The organism is Phytohabitans houttuyneae (assembly GCF_011764425.1).
Classification (GTDB): Bacteria; Actinomycetota; Actinomycetes; order Mycobacteriales; family Micromonosporaceae; genus Phytohabitans; species Phytohabitans houttuyneae.
Map to the genome: position 1 here is coordinate 310,237 of NZ_BLPF01000003.1, position 18,394 is coordinate 328,630.

At 72.9% G+C, this 18,394-nt stretch carries 16 protein-coding genes and 1 pseudogene; 10 read left to right on the forward strand and 7 right to left on the reverse strand.

The window, feature by feature from the left end:
* Positions 1-20 precede the first annotated feature (20 nt).
* From Phou_RS36445 to Phou_RS36460, 4 genes are read left to right on the forward strand one after another with little or no spacing between them, the layout of a single operon-like run.
* Positions 21-404, forward strand: coding sequence for a hypothetical protein (locus tag Phou_RS36445; protein ID WP_173065795.1), 384 nt, complete (start codon positions 21-23; stop codon positions 402-404).
* Positions 401-1,987, forward strand: coding sequence for a phytoene desaturase family protein (locus Phou_RS36450; protein ID WP_173065798.1), 1,587 nt, complete (start codon positions 401-403; stop codon positions 1,985-1,987). The genes Phou_RS36445 and Phou_RS36450 overlap by 4 nt, the downstream gene beginning before the upstream one ends.
* Positions 1,984-2,937: an ACP S-malonyltransferase gene (fabD, locus tag Phou_RS36455; protein WP_173065801.1), complete on the forward strand. Its 954-nt coding sequence runs from the start codon at positions 1,984-1,986 to the stop codon at positions 2,935-2,937. Before Phou_RS36450 ends, fabD begins: the two co-directional genes overlap by 4 nt.
* A 53-nt stretch (positions 2,938-2,990) precedes the next feature.
* Positions 2,991-4,487 carry an alpha/beta hydrolase family protein gene (locus Phou_RS36460; RefSeq protein WP_173065804.1) on the forward strand — a complete coding sequence of 499 codons (1,497 nt, stop codon included), beginning with the start codon at positions 2,991-2,993 and terminating at the stop codon, positions 4,485-4,487.
* Between the two features lie 13 nt (positions 4,488-4,500).
* Here the strand turns inward: Phou_RS36460 and Phou_RS36465 are convergent, their stop codons facing one another.
* Positions 4,501-5,199 carry an SRPBCC family protein gene (locus Phou_RS36465; protein ID WP_173065807.1) on the reverse strand — a complete coding sequence of 233 codons (699 nt, stop codon included), beginning with the start codon at positions 5,197-5,199 and terminating at the stop codon, positions 4,501-4,503.
* A gap of 73 nt (positions 5,200-5,272) precedes the next feature.
* Here Phou_RS36465 and Phou_RS36470 point away from each other — a divergent pair, with 73 nt between their 5' ends.
* From Phou_RS36470 to Phou_RS36480, 3 genes and pseudogenes are all read left to right on the forward strand, one after another.
* The gene (locus tag Phou_RS36470; RefSeq protein WP_246274397.1) at positions 5,273-5,971 is read left to right on the forward strand and encodes a TetR/AcrR family transcriptional regulator C-terminal domain-containing protein; all 699 of its coding nucleotides are present in this window, start codon (positions 5,273-5,275) and stop codon (positions 5,969-5,971) included.
* Positions 5,972-6,082: 111 nt separating this feature from the next.
* Positions 6,083-6,372, forward strand: a pseudogene (locus tag Phou_RS36475) (response regulator transcription factor).
* A gap of 41 nt (positions 6,373-6,413) precedes the next feature.
* Positions 6,414-6,887, forward strand: coding sequence for a hypothetical protein (locus Phou_RS36480; protein WP_173065813.1), 474 nt, complete (start codon positions 6,414-6,416; stop codon positions 6,885-6,887).
* 21 nt (positions 6,888-6,908) lie between these two features.
* Here Phou_RS36480 and Phou_RS36485 read toward each other — a convergent pair whose 3' ends face one another.
* Entirely contained in the window at positions 6,909-7,274 is a 366-nt protein-coding gene (locus Phou_RS36485) for a VOC family protein (protein WP_173065816.1), read from the reverse strand.
* A 55-nt stretch (positions 7,275-7,329) separates the two neighbouring features.
* Between Phou_RS36485 and Phou_RS36490 the strand changes: the two genes are divergently transcribed.
* On the forward strand, positions 7,330-8,529 hold the full coding sequence (locus Phou_RS36490) for a hypothetical protein (protein WP_173065819.1): 1,200 nt from the start codon (positions 7,330-7,332) through the stop codon (positions 8,527-8,529).
* Here Phou_RS36490 and Phou_RS36495 read toward each other — a convergent pair.
* On the reverse strand, positions 8,522-10,036 hold the full coding sequence (locus tag Phou_RS36495; protein ID WP_173065822.1) for an ankyrin repeat domain-containing protein: 1,515 nt from the start codon (positions 10,034-10,036) through the stop codon (positions 8,522-8,524). The two genes, Phou_RS36490 and Phou_RS36495, sit on opposite strands and share 8 nt — an antisense overlap.
* A gap of 306 nt (positions 10,037-10,342) precedes the next feature.
* Here Phou_RS36495 and Phou_RS36500 point away from each other — a divergent pair, with 306 nt between their 5' ends.
* Positions 10,343-11,416 carry a serine hydrolase domain-containing protein gene (locus Phou_RS36500; RefSeq protein ID WP_173065825.1) on the forward strand — a complete coding sequence of 358 codons (1,074 nt, stop codon included), beginning with the start codon at positions 10,343-10,345 and terminating at the stop codon, positions 11,414-11,416.
* Here the strand turns inward: Phou_RS36500 and Phou_RS36505 are convergent, their stop codons facing one another.
* Positions 11,417-12,766: an acyltransferase gene (locus Phou_RS36505; RefSeq protein ID WP_173065828.1), complete on the reverse strand. Its 1,350-nt coding sequence runs from the start codon at positions 12,764-12,766 to the stop codon at positions 11,417-11,419. It abuts the gene before it with no gap.
* A 60-nt stretch (positions 12,767-12,826) separates the two neighbouring features.
* Positions 12,827-15,298 (reverse strand): ATP-dependent Clp protease ATP-binding subunit, encoded by a 2,472-nt coding sequence (locus tag Phou_RS36510; RefSeq protein ID WP_173065830.1) that lies wholly within the window; start codon positions 15,296-15,298, stop codon positions 12,827-12,829.
* A gap of 277 nt (positions 15,299-15,575) precedes the next feature.
* Here Phou_RS36510 and Phou_RS36515 point away from each other — a divergent pair, with 277 nt between their 5' ends.
* Entirely contained in the window at positions 15,576-16,439 is an 864-nt protein-coding gene (locus Phou_RS36515; protein ID WP_173065832.1) for a hypothetical protein, read from the forward strand.
* Between the two features lie 39 nt (positions 16,440-16,478).
* Here the strand turns inward: Phou_RS36515 and Phou_RS50720 are convergent, their stop codons facing one another.
* Both Phou_RS50720 and Phou_RS36525 read right to left on the reverse strand, forming a co-directional pair.
* The gene (locus tag Phou_RS50720; RefSeq protein WP_178134997.1) at positions 16,479-16,982 is read right to left on the reverse strand and encodes a hypothetical protein; all 504 of its coding nucleotides are present in this window, start codon (positions 16,980-16,982) and stop codon (positions 16,479-16,481) included.
* A gap of 196 nt (positions 16,983-17,178) precedes the next feature.
* The gene (locus Phou_RS36525; protein ID WP_173065835.1) at positions 17,179-18,348 is read right to left on the reverse strand and encodes an ROK family transcriptional regulator; all 1,170 of its coding nucleotides are present in this window, start codon (positions 18,346-18,348) and stop codon (positions 17,179-17,181) included.
* Positions 18,349-18,394 lie beyond the last annotated feature (46 nt).

Here is an 18,394-nt window from a genome sequence, read left to right on the forward strand (position 1 = left end):
TGGTCACCCTCACCGTCGACGTGGTCTCCGCGGGCGCGTACGCCCCGGCGCTCGTCGCCGCCGCCATCGGCGAGACGCTGGAGCGCTGCGGTGCGGCGCCGGAGAGCGTGGACGTGTGCGTGGTGCCGGAGGGCAACGCCGGGTGGATGCGCGACGCGCTGGCCAGCGCCGACCTGGACCGGGACGAGTGGCGGCGGCTCGACGGCGAGTTCGTGGACAGCCTGTCCCGGCGCGGCGCCCTGGGCTGCGCCGGCCCGCTGGTCTGCCTCGACGACGGCTGGCGCGCCGGACTGGTCAAGCCGGGCCAGCGCGTGCTGCTGGTGGGCGTGGAGAGCAGCAAGTGGGTGCACGCCGGCGTGCTCGTCGACTGGACGCTGGCCGGACCGGACGGGGGTGCGGGGTGAAGACCGAGGCGGAGTACGACGTCGTCGTGGTCGGCGCCGGCCTGGGCGGGCTGTCGGTGGCCGCGCTGCTCGCGCACAGCGGCGAACGGGTCGCCGTGCTGGAACAGGGCGAGGGGGTGGGCGGCCTCGCCCACGCTTTCGTGCGCGGCGGGTACACCTTCGACCCGGCGGTGCACGGCATCCAGTCCGGGGAGATCGTCTGGAACCTGCTGGAGTACCTTGGCGTCGACGATCTGTGCCCGTACGTGCTGTCGCCGCACTTCTACGGCGCGGCCTTCCCGGACGGCGTCACGGTGTGCGCGCCGGCCGGCTGGGACGCCTTCGTGGAGACCAACGCCGACCTGCTCGGCGGGGCCGAGGGCGCCCAGGTGCGCCGCTTCTTCCAGGTGCTCCGCGACGTGCTGGACGAGATGGCCTGGCTCCAGATGCGGGCCGACCCGCGCGCGCTCGCGACGATGATGGCGGAGCGGCCCACCTTCGCCCGGTACCGGTCCAGCCCGGTCAGCGACGCCCTGGACGACTACGTGCCGAGCCCGCTGGCCCGGGCCGTCTGCACCGCCGCCTGGCCGTTCCTGGGCACGCCGCCGTCCCGGCTTTCGCTGCTCAACTTCGCCCAGATGCTGAACACCTACCTGGAGGGCGTGCGATACCCGCTCGGGTCATTCCAGAAGCTCGCCGACGCGTTCGCCGCGGCTGTCACCCGGTACGGCGGGGAGATCCACGTCGGTACGCCGGTCGAGCGCATCCTCGTCGCCGGAGACCGGGTCACCGGCGTGCGCACCGCCGACGGCGTCACGCGGCGGGCGCGGGTGGTGGTGTCCAACGCGGACGCCACGACGACGCTGACCGGGATGCTGGGTGAGGAGCACCTGCCCGAGCCCTACCTGCGGCGGCTGCGCCGCATGACGCCGTCGCTGTCGGCGTTCACCGTGTTCGCCGCCACCGACCTCGACCTGGGCTCGCTCGGGCTGGCACACGAGACGTTCCTGCACCCGCACTGGGACCACGAGGAGAACTGGCGGGACGTCCTCGCCGGCCGCCCTGCCTCGGCCTGGATGTCCAACACGACCCTCTGCGACCCCGGTCTCGCGCCCGCCGGCGAGCACACCGCGATCCTGACCGCCCTCGCGCCGTGGGACCCCGGCCAGCCGTGGCACGAGATCAAGGAGAGCTTCGCGGACACGATGATCCGCCAGTTCGACCGGGTCGTGCCGGGTCTCTCCGACCACCTCACCTACCGCGAGATCGGCACGCCGATCACCATGCACCGGTTCACCCGGGGGACGCGGGCCGCGATGTACGGCTGGGAGAACACGGCGAACCAGTTCGCCAACAAGCGGCTCCCGCACAGCACCCCGGTACAGGGCCTCTACCTGTCGGGCCACTGGACCGAAGAGGGGTGCTCCTCGTACCGCGCCATCACGTCCGGTTTCACCAGCGCCAAGGCGGTCCTTGAGCACCTCGGCAACGACATCGGCAAGACCCTGCCTCGCACGTTCCGGCAGCGGACCGGGTTCGTCGCGCCCGCCACGCGCAACTGGTACTTCGTCGACCACCACGCACCGGACCGGGAGGACACATGACCACCACCGCCTACCTTTTCCCTGGACAGGGTTCGCAGCGCCCCGGCATGGGCCGCGACCTGGCCGAGCGCTACCCCGAGGTGTGCGGCGAGGTGTTCGCTGCCGCCGACGACGTACTGGGCCTGCCGCTGTCGCGGCTGTGCTGGGACGGGCCGGCCGCCGAGCTGCAACGCACCGAGATAACCCAGCCCGCCGTCTTCGTCGCCAGCATCGCCGCGCTGCGGCTGCTGGAACGGAGCCTGCCCGAGCCGGGCATGGTCGCCGGGCACAGCCTCGGCGAGTACACGGCGCTGGTCGCCGCTGGCGTGCTCGACTGGACAGACGCGCTGCGGCTCGTCCGCCGGCGGGGGGAGCTGATGGCGGCCGTCAACGACCGGACGCCCGGCGCCATGGTCGCGATCATCGGTCTGTCCACCCTGGACGTGATCAAGTGCTGCGGGGAGGCGATGGTCACCACTGGAGAGGTGGTCGAGGTGGCCAACTACAACGACGATACCCAGCACGTCATCTCCGGAACCTTGGCGGGAGTGGCAGCCGCCGCCGTGCGCGCCCGAGGCCGGTCCGCGAAGGTGGTCCCGCTGAACGTCGGGGCTCCGTTCCACTGCTCGCTCATGCGCGCCGCGCAGGAACACCTGGACGCTGAGCTGAGCCGCGTGCGCTTCCACGACCCGCGCGTGCCGGTGGTGGCCAACGTCTCGGCCACGGTCATACAGACCGGCGAGGCCGCCCGCGGTGCCCTGCGCCAGCAGTTGGTCGGTGCCGTCCACTGGCGACAGTCGCTACAGCGGCTGGTCGACCACGGCATCGACACGTTCGTCGAGGTGGGTCCGGGCCGGGTGCTGACCGGCATCTGCCGGCGCATGTATCCGGACCTGACCGCCCACTCAGCGGCCGAGGCGCGCCGGGTGGAGCGGACGATCCACGAGCTGACCGCACTGCCGACCGGCTGACATGGCGGCGCTCGACAACCTCGTCGTCACCACCGCGCTCGCCGCGGTGGCGGTTGGGGGCCACACCGGTGAACGCCGCGATGCTCCGCTCGGTGGCGTCCCTCGCCGTCGCATGCGCCGCCGGTGTGGTCGTGCTCAGCGTCGTCGGTGAGGCGCTCGCGCCCACGTGGCGGACTGCGCCGTACCGCGGGGAGCCCCTGGCGAGCCCGCCCGGCGGGTCGGACCAGCCGGTCGCGGACACCGAGCCGGCGGCGTCCTTTGAGGTACGGCGGGAGGACACTGAAGTGCCGGTGCGCGGCGCGCGGCTGGCCGCCACCGTGTTCGCGCCCGCCACCCCCGGGCGCCATCCCGCGGTGGCGTTCGTCCAGGGTGCCGGGTCCAACGGCCGCAACGCCTTCCTCGGCATGGCCGAGGACTTCGCGCGCGCCGGCATCGTCGCGGTCGCGTACGACAAGCGCTCCGACTACTCGTACCTCGGCAACCGCGACTTCGACCAGCTGGCCGAGGACGCCGCCGCGGTGGCGGCGATGCTCCGGAGGCGCCCGGACGTCGACCCGGCGCGGGCCGGGCTGTGGGGGCTCAGCGAGGGTGGCCGGGTCGTCCCGCTGGCCGCCTCGCGGCACGCCGAGATCGGGTTCGCGGTCGTCGTCTCCGGAGCCGTGCGCGGTCCGCTGCGCAACACGATATGGTCTGTCCAAGAAGGACTTGCCAGAGCCGGATCTCCGTCCGGCGCCCGGCGGCTCGCCGCGCAGGTGCTCGGCGCCGGACGCATCGCCACCCTCCACCTGGATCCGCCACAGGACACCTGGGAGAAGGTGCGCCAACCCGTTCTCCTCGTATACGGGACCGAGGACTTCCTGGTCCCGCCGGCGGAGAGCACCCGCGCGGTGGCGGACGGGCTGCGCCGCGGCGGAAACACCTCGTACACGGTCGCGTTCTTCGGCGGCGCCGACCACGGACTGCGGGTCGACGGAAAGCGCGCACCGGGGTACCTGCGCACGATAACCGACTGGATCACGGGCCTGCCGGCCAGCGGCGCGACGGGCGGGCGGGTGACCGGGCCGGCGCCGCGACAGCGGTTCGCGTCGGTGCCGTTGCCCGAACCACGTTGGTACGGTGGCATCCCGGCCCTTGCGGTGACCATCGGCCTGATGGTGGTGGGTTACCTCGTCGTGCCGGGGATCCTTCGGCGCCGGGCCCGCGCCGGTGGCGGGCCGTGGCCGGCGGTGGAGGCCCGAACGCGGATCCTCGCCCGATCCAGCACGGCGACGTTCATCGGTCTCTGGGTCTACATCGGACTCCTTGTCGGCCTCGGCTACACCCGCAACGGTTCGGCGGTGCTGTTCCACGCCGGCTGGGGCGTCCTGAGATTCGCCGCGCTGGGCGCCGTGGTGCTCGCGGTGCTCGCCACAAGGGAGCTGATCGTGGCCCGGGCAGACGGCTGGAGCGCGACCGGGGCGCAACGGGCCACGCTGGCCGTATCGCTGGGCACCAGCGCCGTGCTCCTGCTCACAGCCGCGTACTGGGGACTCTACGGCCCTCGCTGGTAGGCGCCGGTCGCGGTCACGTAGCTGTCTCGGCGACCGCCTTCACGCCGGCCAGCCAGGAGTCGACGCCGGCCTGCAGCACGGCGCTGGAGATGAAGCGGGCCAGCACCGGCGCGGCCAGCGACTCGCGGCAGCGAAGCAGCGTGCCGCCTGCGCCGTCGGGCGTGAAGTCGTAGACGTGCGCGGCCCGCGCGCCGGGCACCACGCTGGTCCAGGTCAGCCGCTCGCCCGGGGTGACGATGCCCCACCGCGAGGTGAAGAGGTTTGCGCCGCCGCGCCACGTGAACCGCACCCCGGGCGCGGCCGGCCCTTCCGCGTGCGCGTCGGAGATGTCCGCGCGGATGGCGGGCCAGGTCTCGACGTCGGCGAGGACGGCGAACACCCGTTCCGGTGGGGCCTGGATCGTGATCTGCCCTTGCGCCCGGGTGGGCGCGCGGTCGTCGACGAGGCCGCGCGCGGCGTGCTCCGCGTGGAGGGCGTCGGCGGCCGGGCCGGCGTAGGTGAGCTGGGCGACCGGGTCGTCCACTGAGTCGGCGCTCAGTGGGTCGGCCGACGTGTCGAGGATGACCGCACCCCGCGTGAAGCCGGCTTCCCGCACGGTCGCCAGCAGCGCGGGTGGGGCCGCCTCCTCGGTGACCGCGAGCCCGCCGGCCGCGGGCGCGACTGTGAGAAGCCTGCCCTCGGCGCCTCCGGGCGCGATGACGGCGTAACGCATGTGGGTCCTCCCTGGGTCGTTGCCGTACGTCGTACCGTACATGGTACGGCACGGTATGGTGAACCCCGTGCCCATGCCCGCCGACCCCACCCGCTCCCTCGCGCTGCTGTGGCGCCGCGCCGAGCGCGCCACCCGCCGCGGCAACGACCTCTCCGTCGACCGCATCGTCACGGCCGCGGTCGAGCTCGCCGACGCCGACGGGCTGGCGGCGGTGACGATGCGTTCGGTCGCCGCGCGGCTGGAGGTGGGCACGATGAGCCTTTACACGCACGTGCCCGGCAAGCCCGAGCTCGAGGTGCTGATGCTCGACCGCGCCTGCGGCGAGGGCACCGACGAGCCCGACGCGCCCGCGTGGCGCGCCCGCCTGGAGCGGGTGGCGCACCGCGACTGGGACCGGTACCACCGCCACCCGTGGCTGCTGGAGGTGGCGACCCGCCGCCCACCGTTCGGGCCGAACGTGGTGGCCAAGTACCAGCAGGACCTGCGCGCGATGGACGGCACCACCCTCACGCCGGCCGAGCGCAACGCGGTGCTCATGACGCTGGCGTCCTATGTGCACGGTGCCGCCCGCGCGTCGGTGGAGGCGGCCCGCACCGAGCGCGAGTCGGGCATCACGGAGCGGGAGTGGTGGGCCGCGCACCGCCCGTACGTGGAGTGGGCCGAAGACCCGAGCGGCACGGGTGACCGCGAGGCCGACCACTGGTTCGCGTTCGAGTTCGGGCTGGCGCGCATCCTCGACGGCCTGGACGCCTTCGTCGGCCGCACCGGTTGACCCGTGGCACTCGCCGGCGGCCACCAGGTCGTGGGGGAGCGCGACGACGGCGGCGAGGTCGTACGGGCGGTGGCCGAGCACGCGCCGACGGTCGTCTGCATGGACGTGCGCATGCCCGGCACCGACGGCGTCGAGGCCACCCGCCGCGATTCCTACCGCCAGCTGGCCCCGCCGCGCGCCCGCCACCACGACCGGCTCGGCGCCCTCACCGAACGCGAGCTCGACGTCCTGCGCCTCACGGCCCGCGGCGCCTCCAACCGGGAGATCGCGAGCGGCTGTTCCTCGCCGAGACCACCGTGAAGACCCACGCGGGCGCGCTCTTCCAGAAGCTCGGCGCCCGCGACCGGGCCGCCGCGATCGTCTTCGTGTACGACGCGGGACTCGTCCAGCCGCACCGGTGACGCTTTGCCATGATGGACACTTCCCGCGACGGAAGGGTCCGATGAGTACCACTTGGCGCCACCTGCCCACCTCCGCCCGGGCGATCGCGGTCACCGCCACGGACGCGGTCGCCGCCGCACAGGCGCACGACCGGGACGGGCTCGCGGCCGCCGCCGGCCCGCTCGCCGCCGCCGAGGGGTCCGGCCTTGTCCTGGGTACCGCCGTCCGCCTCCTGCTGGAGGAGGCACACCCGGACGGCCTGGCCGGCGACGACGTGCGCCACGTGATCGAGCAGTGCACCCGCGCCGCCGCCGCGTGGGAGCCGGCCGTCGACCCGCACGTGCTGCTCATCCTGCTGGCCGGCGCGCTGGGCGTGCACGACCCGGACGAGCAGGCGCCGCGCCCGGACCCCGAGGTGCTGGCCCGCCACGCGGCACTGCTTGTCGCGCACCTGCTGGCCGCGACACCACAGCCTTTCACGGGGTACCTGACGGCGGCGTTCGCCGAGATCGAACGCACCGAACTGCACGACTGACCGCCGCCGGAGCGGTCCGGGTCAGGAAGGCCCGGCGGTCCGCGGGCCCTTGCTCATGTCCAGCAGCCCGACCGTGTTGCCGAACGGGTCCCGCAGGACCGCGCACTTGCCGATCGCGATGTCGAACGGTCCCTCGGCGACGACACAGCCGGCAGCCTCGGCGGTGAGCACCGCGCCGGGCACGTCGTCGACCAGGTAGTAGACGCTGCGCTCGGCCGGCAGGTCCAGCGTGTGCAGCACGATCTCCGCGTCGGTCTCGGGCATGCCCATGCCGACCGAGGTCTCGTCCTGCCAGAGCGGCCGCAGCCCGAACACCCGGCCGTAGAACTCGCTCGCCGCCGCCAGATCCGCGACCCTGACCATCACGCAGTCGATCTTCCGGAGCATCCACCCATCATGGCCGCCCGCCGCGCGGCCCGCAGCGGTGCGCGAGGATGGCGAGGTGGAACGGGACGTGTTCGCGGCGCGGCTGGACGCGTCGGCCGAGGCGGCGTGGACGTTCGCGCGGTCACTGGTCCGCGAGGACCTGCCGTCCCGGCTGGTGTTCCGGGTCCGGCTGAACCAGTCCTACGACGGGCACCCGCGGCGCCCGGGTGAGCGGCGCTATCCCGGCGACGGCGCCGCCGACCGCGCTGCCGCGTTGCGCCGCTGCGACGCGGCGACCGCCGTGGGCGAGCTCTGGCGCGACGGCCGCGTGCCCGAGTGGGTCAACGTCGCCGTGGTCGGCGAGACCGGCGACGCGACCGTGGTCGAGCTTGTGTGCTGCGGCCGCTTCACCGGCGACGACGCGCACCTGTACCACCTGCGGGAAGGCCGAGCGCCGTTTCACGTCCTCGGTCCGGCGCTGCCGCCGCTTCACGACGGGAGCCCGTTCAGCATCCACACCCGCAGCGAGTGCTGGGATCGCGCGGACCTCGACCACTTGGCGCGCGTGGCCGCCAACGTGTGGTCGTTCGTGCTGATGACCGGCGACTTCGACGGCGACCAGCTGCGCGCCCTGCCGCACCTGCCGAACGTCGCGCTCTTCGAACACCGCGCGTGCTCCCTCGGACCCGGGGCCATGTCTGCCTTCGCCCGCCTGCCGAAGCTGGCGAGGCTCCACCTGCGGCTGGCCACACCGACCGGCTTTCGGGTCAGCGCCGCCGACCAGCGTCTCGACACACTCACGAGCATGACGATCGCCGGCCTGCCGCCGCGGCCGTGGGGGTTCGACGCGCTCGCCACGCTCGCGCCCGGCCTGACCCGCGTGGAGCTCACCGCCGCCCAGACGCTCTGGCTGGACGGCGGCTTCGGACCGTCGGTGCGCGACATCGGCCTTGGCGCCGCCACCGTCGCGGGAAAGACCCGCCTTCCGGAGCGCTTCGACCATTTGAGCGTCCGCCTCGGCCAGGGCACGGACGAGCAGGTCGCGGCGCTGCTGGAGAGCGTGGCCGGCCTGCGGACCCTGAGCCTGCGCGGAACACCGGTCAGCGACGCCATCCTTCCCCTGCTGGAGCGGTACGAGCTGAGCCACCTCGACCTGGTCGACACCGCGGTCACGTGGGCGGCGCTGTCCCGGTTCCGCGCCGCCCATCCCGCGACCGACCTGCTCCCGCGCGAGCGGCCCTACACGCGCGACGACCTGACCATCATCGCTAGGTGAGCTCGCTGAGGATGGCCGCCGTCGAGAGTTGGTGGAAGTGGCGGGCCCAGTCCAGGGGAGTGGCGTCGAAGCGGCGGTCGCGCAGGCTCGGATCGGCGCCCAGCGCCAGCAGGCGGCGGGTGAGCTCGACGTTGCCGTGGACCGCGCTCTGGTGCAGCGCGGTCTCCCACGGCTCCTCGACCGGTGCGTCGCCGCGGCCGTAGGCGTTCACGTCGAAGCCGAGCCCGGCCAGCAGCGTGGCCGTCTCGATGGGTGCCTGGGTGGCCGCCCACACCATGAGGCCCGGACGGGTGCGGCGGGCCTCGGCCACGGCGTCGGGGTGCTCGGCGCTGATGCGTTCCACAGTGGACCGGTCGGCGCGGAACGCCGCCGCGATCAGCTCCCGCACCGGGTCGGGGCCGAGCGGCGTGGCGCCCTGGGCGACGAGGTAGTCGGCGATCTCGGTGTCGCCGTTGAGCCAGGCCAGCTCTACCGGCGTACGGCCGTCGCCGGGGCTCCACGCCGGTCCGCTGCCCTCGAACGGCGAGCGAAAGTCGACGCCGTGCTCGACCAGCAGCCGTACCCGGGCGCGCTGGTGGTGTTCGATCGCCCACCGCAGCTGGATCCGCAGCATCCGCGCGGGCGGCGTGAGGTCGGCGATCCGGGCCTTCCACGGGCCGCCGTCGCCGGTGCCCAGCCCGTACTCGAACAGCAGCTCCAGATGGCCGTCGTCCGGCTCGAACATGCGGTTGTACAGCGCCTGCGCGTCGTTCGGGTCGGCGCCGGCCGCAAGCAGCATCCGGCCCAGCTCGCGCCAGTGCGGGTGGCTCGGCTGCCTCGGCCGGCCCTGCTCGCCGTGGCCGAACACCCCGGTCAGCAGCGTGAACGGGGACGGCAGCGCGTCGAACAGGTACCCCTCGTCGGGGTCCGCGCCGGCGTCCAGCAGCATCCGGGCGACCGCGAGCACCGGCTCGGCGGGCACGGCGGGGTCGAAGCGCGAGTACACGAGGTAGAACAGCGGCCGCCACCGGAACGGCCCGCCTCGCGCGGTCGCCGCGCCCGGCCGCGCGGCCAGCAGGCGGCCGACGTCGTCGGGGCGGGCGGCCGCGGCGGCGGCCCAGATGTTCGCCGCGGTGAGGTCGGGATGGCGGGCGAGCAGCGCGCGGGCCTGCGCCCAGCGGGCCGGCCCGTCCTCGGCGCCGTACGTGAGGCAGGCCAGCCGGCAGAACTCGTCCGCCGGGTCGTCCGCCGGCGCGGCGCCGAGCGCGGTGTACCAGCCGTGCTCCTCGACGGTCCGCAGGTAGCGGGTGAGTCGGGGCCAGCTGCCGAACCCGTACTCGCGGGCGACGACGAGCTGCGCGGCGCTGAGCGGCAGCGCGGCGGGGTCGGCCGGCGCTCCGCCGGGGTGGTGGCGGTCCAGGCGGGCGACGGCCTCGGGCTCGCCGGCACGGGCCGCCCGCTGCAGGGCACGCGCCTGGCGGCGCAGGCTGTCGAGGTGGGGGCGGTCGGGCAGGTCCAGAGTGGGCACGGCGGCCTCCTTTCGTCTGCCTGATGTCCGCTCGGTCAGGCCGAAAGGAGAACGATGGCGACACGCGACGCACACCCCAGGCGGGCTGAGCCCGTTTCCGCGGACCGGTGGCTCCCTGGCAGCCGCCACCCATCCTACGACCGGCGTGCCGGCTGCGAGGGGCGAGGTTTCCCGGGGGTACCAGGCGGGCGCAGCGAGCCCCAACGTCGGGGCAGATTAAGGGCGTTCCCGGATATGATCTTCGCTGGTTCTCCGTGAGGCTCGATCGTGGACAGCTACTCACGGGGGTTTGGGATGAAGGTAGTGATGACCGCGGTGGCAGCGCTGGCGGTGGTCGCGGCGACGGCCGGCGCCGCCGCGGGCGGCGAGGACCGCGGGGAGTTGCGGCGCGGGCTGGACGGCGTGGTCGCCGCCGGCGCGGTGGGCGCACTCGTGGAGGTGCGCGACGAGCGCGGCGTGTGGCGCGTGACAAGCGGCGTCGCCGAGCTGGGCAAAGCGCGGCCGGTCCCGGCGGAAGGCCGGTTCCGGGCGGGCAGCATCACCAAGACGTTCGTGGCGACGGTCGTGCTCCAGCTGGCCGCCGAGGGGCGGCTGCGCCTGGACGACCCGGTCGAGGCGTGGCTGCCCGGCGCGGTCCCGGACGGCGACAGCATCACCCTGCGCCACCTGCTCAACCACACCAGCGGCCTGTACGACGTCGTGCGCACCCTGCCCATGCCGCCCAGCCAGGAGTTCTTCGCCAACCGGTGGCGCACCTGGACCGCGTCGGAGCTTGTCGCGCGGGCGGTGGCCCACCCGCCGACGTCCGAGCGGCCGGGGACGACCTTCGGGTACTCCAACACCGGCTACGCCCTGCTCGGCCAGGTCGTGGAGAAGGCAACCGGCCGGCCCTACGGCGTCGAGATCGAACGCCGGCTCCTCCGCCCGCTGCGCCTGCACGGCACCTCCCTGCCGGGCACCTCACCGCACATCCCCGGCCCGCACCCGCACGGGTACGTGCCGCGCGACACCGAGGGCAACCTCGTCGACTACACGCGCATGAACCCGTCGGTCTTCGGCGCGGGCGGCGAGCTCATCTCCACGGCCGCCGACCTCAACCGCTTCTTCGAGGCCCTGCTCGGCGGCCGCCTGCTGCCGGCCCACCTGCTCGACCAGATGCGCACGCCGGGCGTCGAGGGCCGCCGCTACGGGCTCGGCCTGGCCTGGTGGGACACCACGTGCGGGCTGCGGGTCTACGGCAACGACGGCGATGCCCTCGCCTACCAGTCGTGGTCGTTCATGACGCCGGGCCGCCAGGTCACGCTCGCGCTCACGCCGAACTTCAGCGCCGACCTGGACGACACCGTCGAAGCCTTCCTCGACGACGCCTTCTGCGGCTGATCAGAGGAGCTTGCGGACCTCGGTGGCCAGGGGTGGCAGCGGGTCCTCCGGGCGGCGGAAGCGGTGCAGGGCCGCGCGCCCCTCCGGCCCGCGCAGCCGGCCGGCGAGAGTGGAGGGCACCGCGATCGTGTAGAGGAAGCCGCTGTTGCCGAAGCCCTCCACCAGCCACGAGACCCAGGGCAGCTGGAACGTCGTGGCGGGGGAGAAGGCGGCCGGGTGGTGGCCGTCGAACGCGATGCCGTACGCCCCGAGCCGGCTCCAGTTGGAGACCGAGATGGCACGGTTGGCCGGGTCGAAGCCGACCGAGACGCATTCGCCGATGCGCGATGTGCCGATGCTGTCGACGAACGCGCGGTTGGCCCGGAAGCTCAGGTGCGAGCGGGTGAAGTCGTCCAGCGCGGCCCGGATGGCGACCGCGAGCGTGGCCGGGCCGCCGGCGGGCGACCAGGGCAGGCTGACCTCGCTGAGCACGTTGCCGACCACGCCGGGCGGCAGTGCGTACCGGCGGCGCAGCTCGACCGGCAGCGTGAGGACGCGGGTCTGCGTGTCGCCGTCCAGGTGCCGCAGCGTGCTGACGAGGTGGGCGCAGAGCGCGCCGTTTCGCGAGAGGTTTTGCCCGGCGGCGGCGCTGAGCTCCTCCCGCATCCGGCCGACCTCCGCGTCGCCGAGGTAGACCTGCACGGTCCGGCTGGACCGGGCCGCCGCCTCCAGCTGCCGCTTCAGCTCGACGGCCTCGGCGGGATCGGGCAGGCGCAGGCCCGGCCGGCCGGAGTCCTCGCGCGGGAGCACCTCGTCCAGGTAGGCCTCCCGGTCCTCGACGATCCGCACTTCGGGTGGCGGGGTGCCCTCCACCGCCGCCGACCAGGCCCGCATCAGCAGCATGAACGTGCTGATGTCGCCCACCGCGTGGTGCCACGAGCAGCCGATCGCGGTACCGCCGCCGGCCAGCCGGCTGACCTGCACGGTGAGCAGCGGCTGCCCGCCGTGCCGCGCACCGGCCGCGTCGACGTGCGTGACCAGGCCCGACGCGGGCAGCGTGACCCGGCCGACGGCCCCGGCGAGCGGTTCGTCGAGGTCGACGAACGTCATCGGTACGCCGGCGTCGTCGCAGACGATCTCCAATCTCCCGGCGCGGGTGCGCAGCCGGCCGGCGAAGACCGGCAGGTGGGCGAGCGCGCGGGCCAGCCCACCGGCCAGGCGTGCCTCGTCGAGGGCGTGTGCGAAGAGGAACACGACCGACACCGGCAGGTCGGCCAGCGTCGTGTCCATCAGCCCACATCGGACGATCGTGCCGGGCCGGTGACCCGCCCGGATCGTCCGGGTTTCCCGCACCTGCGACCAGCCGGCCATCGCCCACGCTCCTCTGTGGACAACGTATCGCGGCCCCCCTCGTGATCCGGTACAGATCCGCTAGTCGACCGTCAGGGGGACGTCGACAGGCTGGTCGGCGGTGCGGAACGTCAGCGCCGCGCCGTCCGCCTCGGGCTCGCCGTCGCAGTCGATGACGACGATCTGACCCGGTCGCAGGTCGTTGAAGAGGATCCGTTCGGCCAGGCTGTCCTCGACCTCCCGCTGGACGGTGCGGCGCAGCGGCCGCGCGCCCAACGACGGGTCGAAACCCTTTGTCGCCAGGTACCGCCTGGCTTTGTCGGTCAGCGTGAGGCCCATGTCCTTGCCGCGCAGCTGGGTCTCGACGCGGGCCACCATGATGTCGACGATGTGGAGCATTTCGCGCTGGGTGAGCTGGGGAAAGACGATCGTGTCGTCGATCCGGTTCAGGAACTCGGGCCGGAAGTGCTGCTTGAGCTCGTCGTTGACCTTCTGCTTCATCCGCTCGTAGTTCGACTCGGAGTCCTCCGAAGCCTGGAACCCCAAGCTGACGGCTTTGGCGACGTCGCGGGTGCCGAGGTTGGTGGTCAGGATGATCACCGTGTTCTTGAAGTCGACGATCCGGCCCTGACCATCGGTCAGCCGCCCGTCCTCCAGGATCTGCAGCAGCGTGTTGAACACGTCCGGGTGGGCCTTTTCGATCTCGTCGAACAGCACCACCGAGAACGGCCGCCGGCGGACCTTCTCGGTCAGCTGACCACCCTCGTCGTAGCCGACATACCCGGGTGGGGCACCGACCAGCCGGGACACCGTGTACCGGTCGTGGAACTCCGACATGTCCAGCTGAATCAACGCGTCCTCGGACCCGAACAGGAACTCGGCCAGGGCTTTGGACAACTCGGTCTTACCCACACCCGACGGCCCGGCGAAGATGAACGAACCAGAAGGCCGCTTCGGGTCCTTCAACCCAGCCCTCGTGCGGCGGATCGCCTTGGACACCGCCTTGACCGCGTCTTCCTGCCCGACGACCCGCTTGTGCAGCTCGTCTTCCATCCGCAGCAGCCGCGAGGTCTCCTCCTCGGTCAGCTTGTACACCGGAATACCGGTCCAGTTCGCCAACACCTCAGCGATCTGCTCGTCATCAACCTCGGACACCACATCGAGGTCGCCGGCCTTCCACTCCTTCTCCCGCTGCGCCTTCTGACCCAGCAGCTGCTTCTCCTTGTCCCGCAGCTGCGCCGCCCGCTCAAAGTCCTGCGCGTCGATCGCGGACTCCTTGTCCCTGCGCACCTGAGCGATCCGCTCATCGAAGTCCCGCAGGTCCGGCGGCGCCGTCATCCGACGGATCCGCATCCGCGCACCCGCCTGGTCGATGAGGTCGATGGCCTTGTCGGGCAGGAAACGGTCGGCGATGTAGCGGTCGGCGAGGGTGGCCGCGGCGACGATGGCGGCGTCGGTGATCGTGACCCGGTGGTGTGCCTCGTACCGGTCCCGCAGCCCTTTGAGGATCTCGATCGCCTGCGTCTGCGTCGGCTCGTCGACCTGGACGGACTGGAAGCGACGGGCCAGTGCCGCGTCCTTCTCGAAGTACTTCTGGTACTCGCCGATGGTGGTCGCGCCGATCGTCTGCAGCTCGCCTCGGGCCAGCATCGGCTTCAAAATCGAGGCCGCGTCGATCGCACCCTCCGCCGCTCCCGCGCCCACGAGCGTGTGGATCTCGTCGATGAAGAGGATGACGTCGCCGCGCGTGCGGCACTCCTTGACCACCTTCTTGAGGCGTTCCTCGAAGTCGCCGCGGTAGCGGGAGCCGGCCACCAGCGCCGAGAGGTCCAATGTGTACACCTGTTTGTGCTTGAGCGTCTCGGGCACCTCGCCCTTGACGATCCGTTGGCACAGCCCTTCCACGACGGCGGTCTTGCCGACGCCGGGCTCGCCGACCAGCACGGGGTTGTTCTTGGTGCGGCAGGACAGCACGATCATGACCTGCTCGATCTCGTGGTCCCGGTCGATGACCGGGTCGAGCTTTCCGGTGCGGGCGTCGTTTGTGAGGTTCTGCCCGAACTGGTCGAGCACCGTGGAGGTGGGCGGGGCGGGCTCGCCGGCCGGTGCCTTCTCCACGTGGCCGGACAGCAGCTGGATGACCTGCTGCCGCACCCGGTTGAGGTCGGCGCCGAGCTTGACCAGCACCTGGGCGGCGACGCCCTCACCCTCCCGGATCAGGCCCAGCAGGATGTGCTCGGTGCCGATGTAGTTGTGGCCGAGCTGCAACGCCTCACGCAGCGACAGCTCCAACACCTTCTTGGCCCGCGGCGTGAACGGAATATGCCCGCTCGGCGCCTGCTGACCCTGCCCGATGATCTCCTCCACCTGCTGGCGGACGCCCTCCAACGAGATACCCAGGCTTTCCAATGCCTTGGCGGCGACGCCTTCACCTTCGTGGATCAGGCCCAGCAGGATGTGCTCCGTGCCGATGTAGTTGTGGTTGAGCATCCGGGCTTCTTCCTGAGCCAGGACGACAACCCGACGGGCGCGGTCTGTAAATCGCTCGAACACGACTCTCACGTCCTCGCGGCGGGGCCCCACGCACCCCGCCCGACAGACGCACGTGTGCGCACGACAAGGGCGGAGGTGGTGTGCGCTGAGTCAGAGCCTCTTGGCGTCGACGCGCGGCCCGCGTGGGGGGCCTCGCTACGCTCGTGCAGGCGCGCTGCCGGTCCAGCGTACAACGAACGGGGTACCCGCGGGGCCGCGCCGGCGTTCGCTCAGGGCCTGATGGCTCGGCCCGAACATTGCCGCCCTTGGGCCTACGATGAGCCGAGGGAGGACCGCGATGGCCGGTGGCAAGCAACGACGACCCGTGCCCGATCGGGCCCGCAGGCGGGCGATCCGCGCGCTCGCGGCGCGGCTCGGCGTGGCGTATTCGGTCGCCGCCCGCCTGCTCGACGCGCAGGACGCGCCCGCTGTCCGGCCGCTCAGCATCGACGAGCACTGGCGGTCGGTGTTCGCTTTGCGCGAACACCGCACGTTCCACTCCCGGGTCTCCGACACGCGCCTGGCCACCGACCTGCCGCTGGGGCGGGCCACGCACCTGACCGAGCGGTTCCCACCGTGGCGGGCACAGCGCATGTACGACGGCGCCGGCCGCCAGACCACCCTCGCCATGCTGTACGCCGTGGTGGCGCACGAGTCGCCGGCCCTCGTCCCCTCGGCGGACGAGCTGGCCTGGGTCGCCGAGCTCGGCGAGGAGACCGCCGTCGACATCACCTGCGACGCGCTGGACCGCGCCGCCCGCCTGCTGCTGGACGACGACAGGTGGCGGCTGTGGACCCGCGTCGACGCCGCGCTCGCCGCCGGTCAGTCCAATGCGGACTGGCGCGTGCGCGACGCGGCCCGGACGCTCGGCCGCGAGCTGCGCTCGGTGAGCCTGCGCGGCTCGCTCGACGGCGTCCGGCACATCCTGGACGCGCTGCTCGTCGCCGCGTACGAGGGCCATCCACCCGGCACGCGGGTCCGCGTCCTGTCCGGCCCTTCGCGCGACCTCACCGGCACGGTGGTCGGCGTCCGCTGGCCGGCGGCCGGCCCATTGATGGGGTACCAGGTCCGCCTCGACGCCGACCTGACCGTCCACGCCTTCGCCGTCGACGACGTCGCCCCCCTCGACCAGCCCGCCGCACCCCAGCCCGCCACGACCTGACCCCCGCTCGACGCCTGGCTGCCCGCGGAACGCTGAGCGTCAGTAGGACGGGCAGATGTGCTGGCGCACCACGAGAAGGATCCTCGTGGCGGTCGACCGGTCAAACCCGTCCGGGCGCGCCGGCGACGTAAACCGCTGGATCACGAGGTCAACGAGCTTCTGGTCGTCAAACCCGTCGGCGACGTTCGCACACTGGTCGCGGCCGCGGTCGACGGCCTTCTCCTCGTCCTTGCGCTTGTCGCCGCCGACGATCAGCGGGCTGATGGCGTTCAGGTCGGCGATGTAGGCGTCCCACGTCTTCTGGTCCGGCTCCGGCGGAACCCCGCCCGCCGCAGCCGCCGCGACGGTGGCTGCGGCCGTGGTGGTCGCGGTGGTCGCCGCGGGCGGTCCGGCGGTGCCCTGCTCCTCGCCACCGCCCAGCACCGCCAACGCCGCGACGATGACGAGGCCCAAGCCGAGCACGCCGCCGACGACCGCGAGCACGGTCACCACCTTCCGCCGTCGCCGCGCCGCCGCGGGCGGCTGCTGGTGCTGCGGATGCATGGCTCGATCCCCTTTCGGCCGTGTGGGAACCCGCGCAGGCTACCGCGTCGAGGGCGGAAGCGGTCGGCCGCGGGGTCTGGTGGCGCGGAGGGTGAGGCCGCGGGAGCAACGGTCCGGACCACCGCGGACACCGCGGCAGCTCAGAGCTTGTCGGGCTGGCTTTTCGAAGGCGGCGCGGTCGCGGACCCGGAGGTCGCTAGTCGCGGCGGGGGGCGACCGGTGCGGAGAGGCCGGCGCTGAAGAGGCGGGCGTCCACCTCGTTGAGGGAAAGCTTCAGCGCGCCCAACGCGACCGAGTCCGCGCCCAGCGTGGAGGCGCGGACCTCCGGCATGCGCAGGCACAGGCGTTGCAGCTCGTTGCGCAGCGGGTCGAGCACAAGGTCGGCCGAGCGGGAGAAGCCGCCGCCGTAGACGACCACCTGGGGGTCGAGGGTGAGTACGAGCGCGGCCGCGCCCACCGCCAGGTCCTTGACGTAGCGGTTGACGGCGCCGCGGGCGGCGCGGTCGCCCTCGCGGGCGGCGTTGAAGACCCAGGCGGCGGCGTCGTCGGGGCTGACGGTGGCTGGGACGCCGGGGCAGTTTTGCAGGTGGGCGGGGGCGTTGAGCCACCGTACGTGCCTGAGCGCGCCGATCTCGCCGGCCGCGCCGCCGAAGCCGCGGCGCAGTACCCCGTCGATGATGAGACCGGCGCCGTTACGCATGCCGCCGAGCAGGTAGACGATGTCGTCGGCGTCCCTGGCGGCGCCCTTCCAGCGTTCGGCGAGGGCGGCGAGCTTGCAGTCGTTCTCCACAAGGACCGGGCAGGCGAACCGGTCGCCCAGGTGCGCGACGAGGTCGACGCTCTTCCAGCCGGGCAGCGGCGTGAAGAAGCGGGTCCGGCCGTCCTTGTCGACGGCGCCGGTGACCCCGACCGTGACGGCCCAGATGTCGGGCGGCGTCATGCCGGCCTTGGCCACGCAGGCGTCGATGACGTTGTCGAGCTCGGCGAGGCGCTCGGCGGGCTCGGCTTCGGCGTCGACGGACTGGCGCACGCTCTGCACGATGTTGCCGTCGAGGTCGCAGAGCAGGGCCAGGATCTTGTGTACGCCCACGTCGACGCCGAGCACGTGGCCCGCCCCGGCGCGAAACTGGTACCGGCGCGCGGGGCGACCGACCGCGCTGCTCGCGCCGGGTTCCAGGACGGTGGCCCAGCCGTCGGCGACGAGCCCCTGGGCGATGACGTCGACGGCGGGGCGGGACAGTCCGGTGCGCTGGGACAGCTCGGTGACGGTGGACGGCGGGTGGTCGCGCAGCGCGCGGACGATGCTCAGGGAGTTGAGCTCGCGCAGGCGCGGCAGGTCCGTCCCGGTTGTTGCCTGTTCGGTCACGTTCGGTCCCTTGCTTTGCGGGCAGGTACGCTCCGCATAATACGCT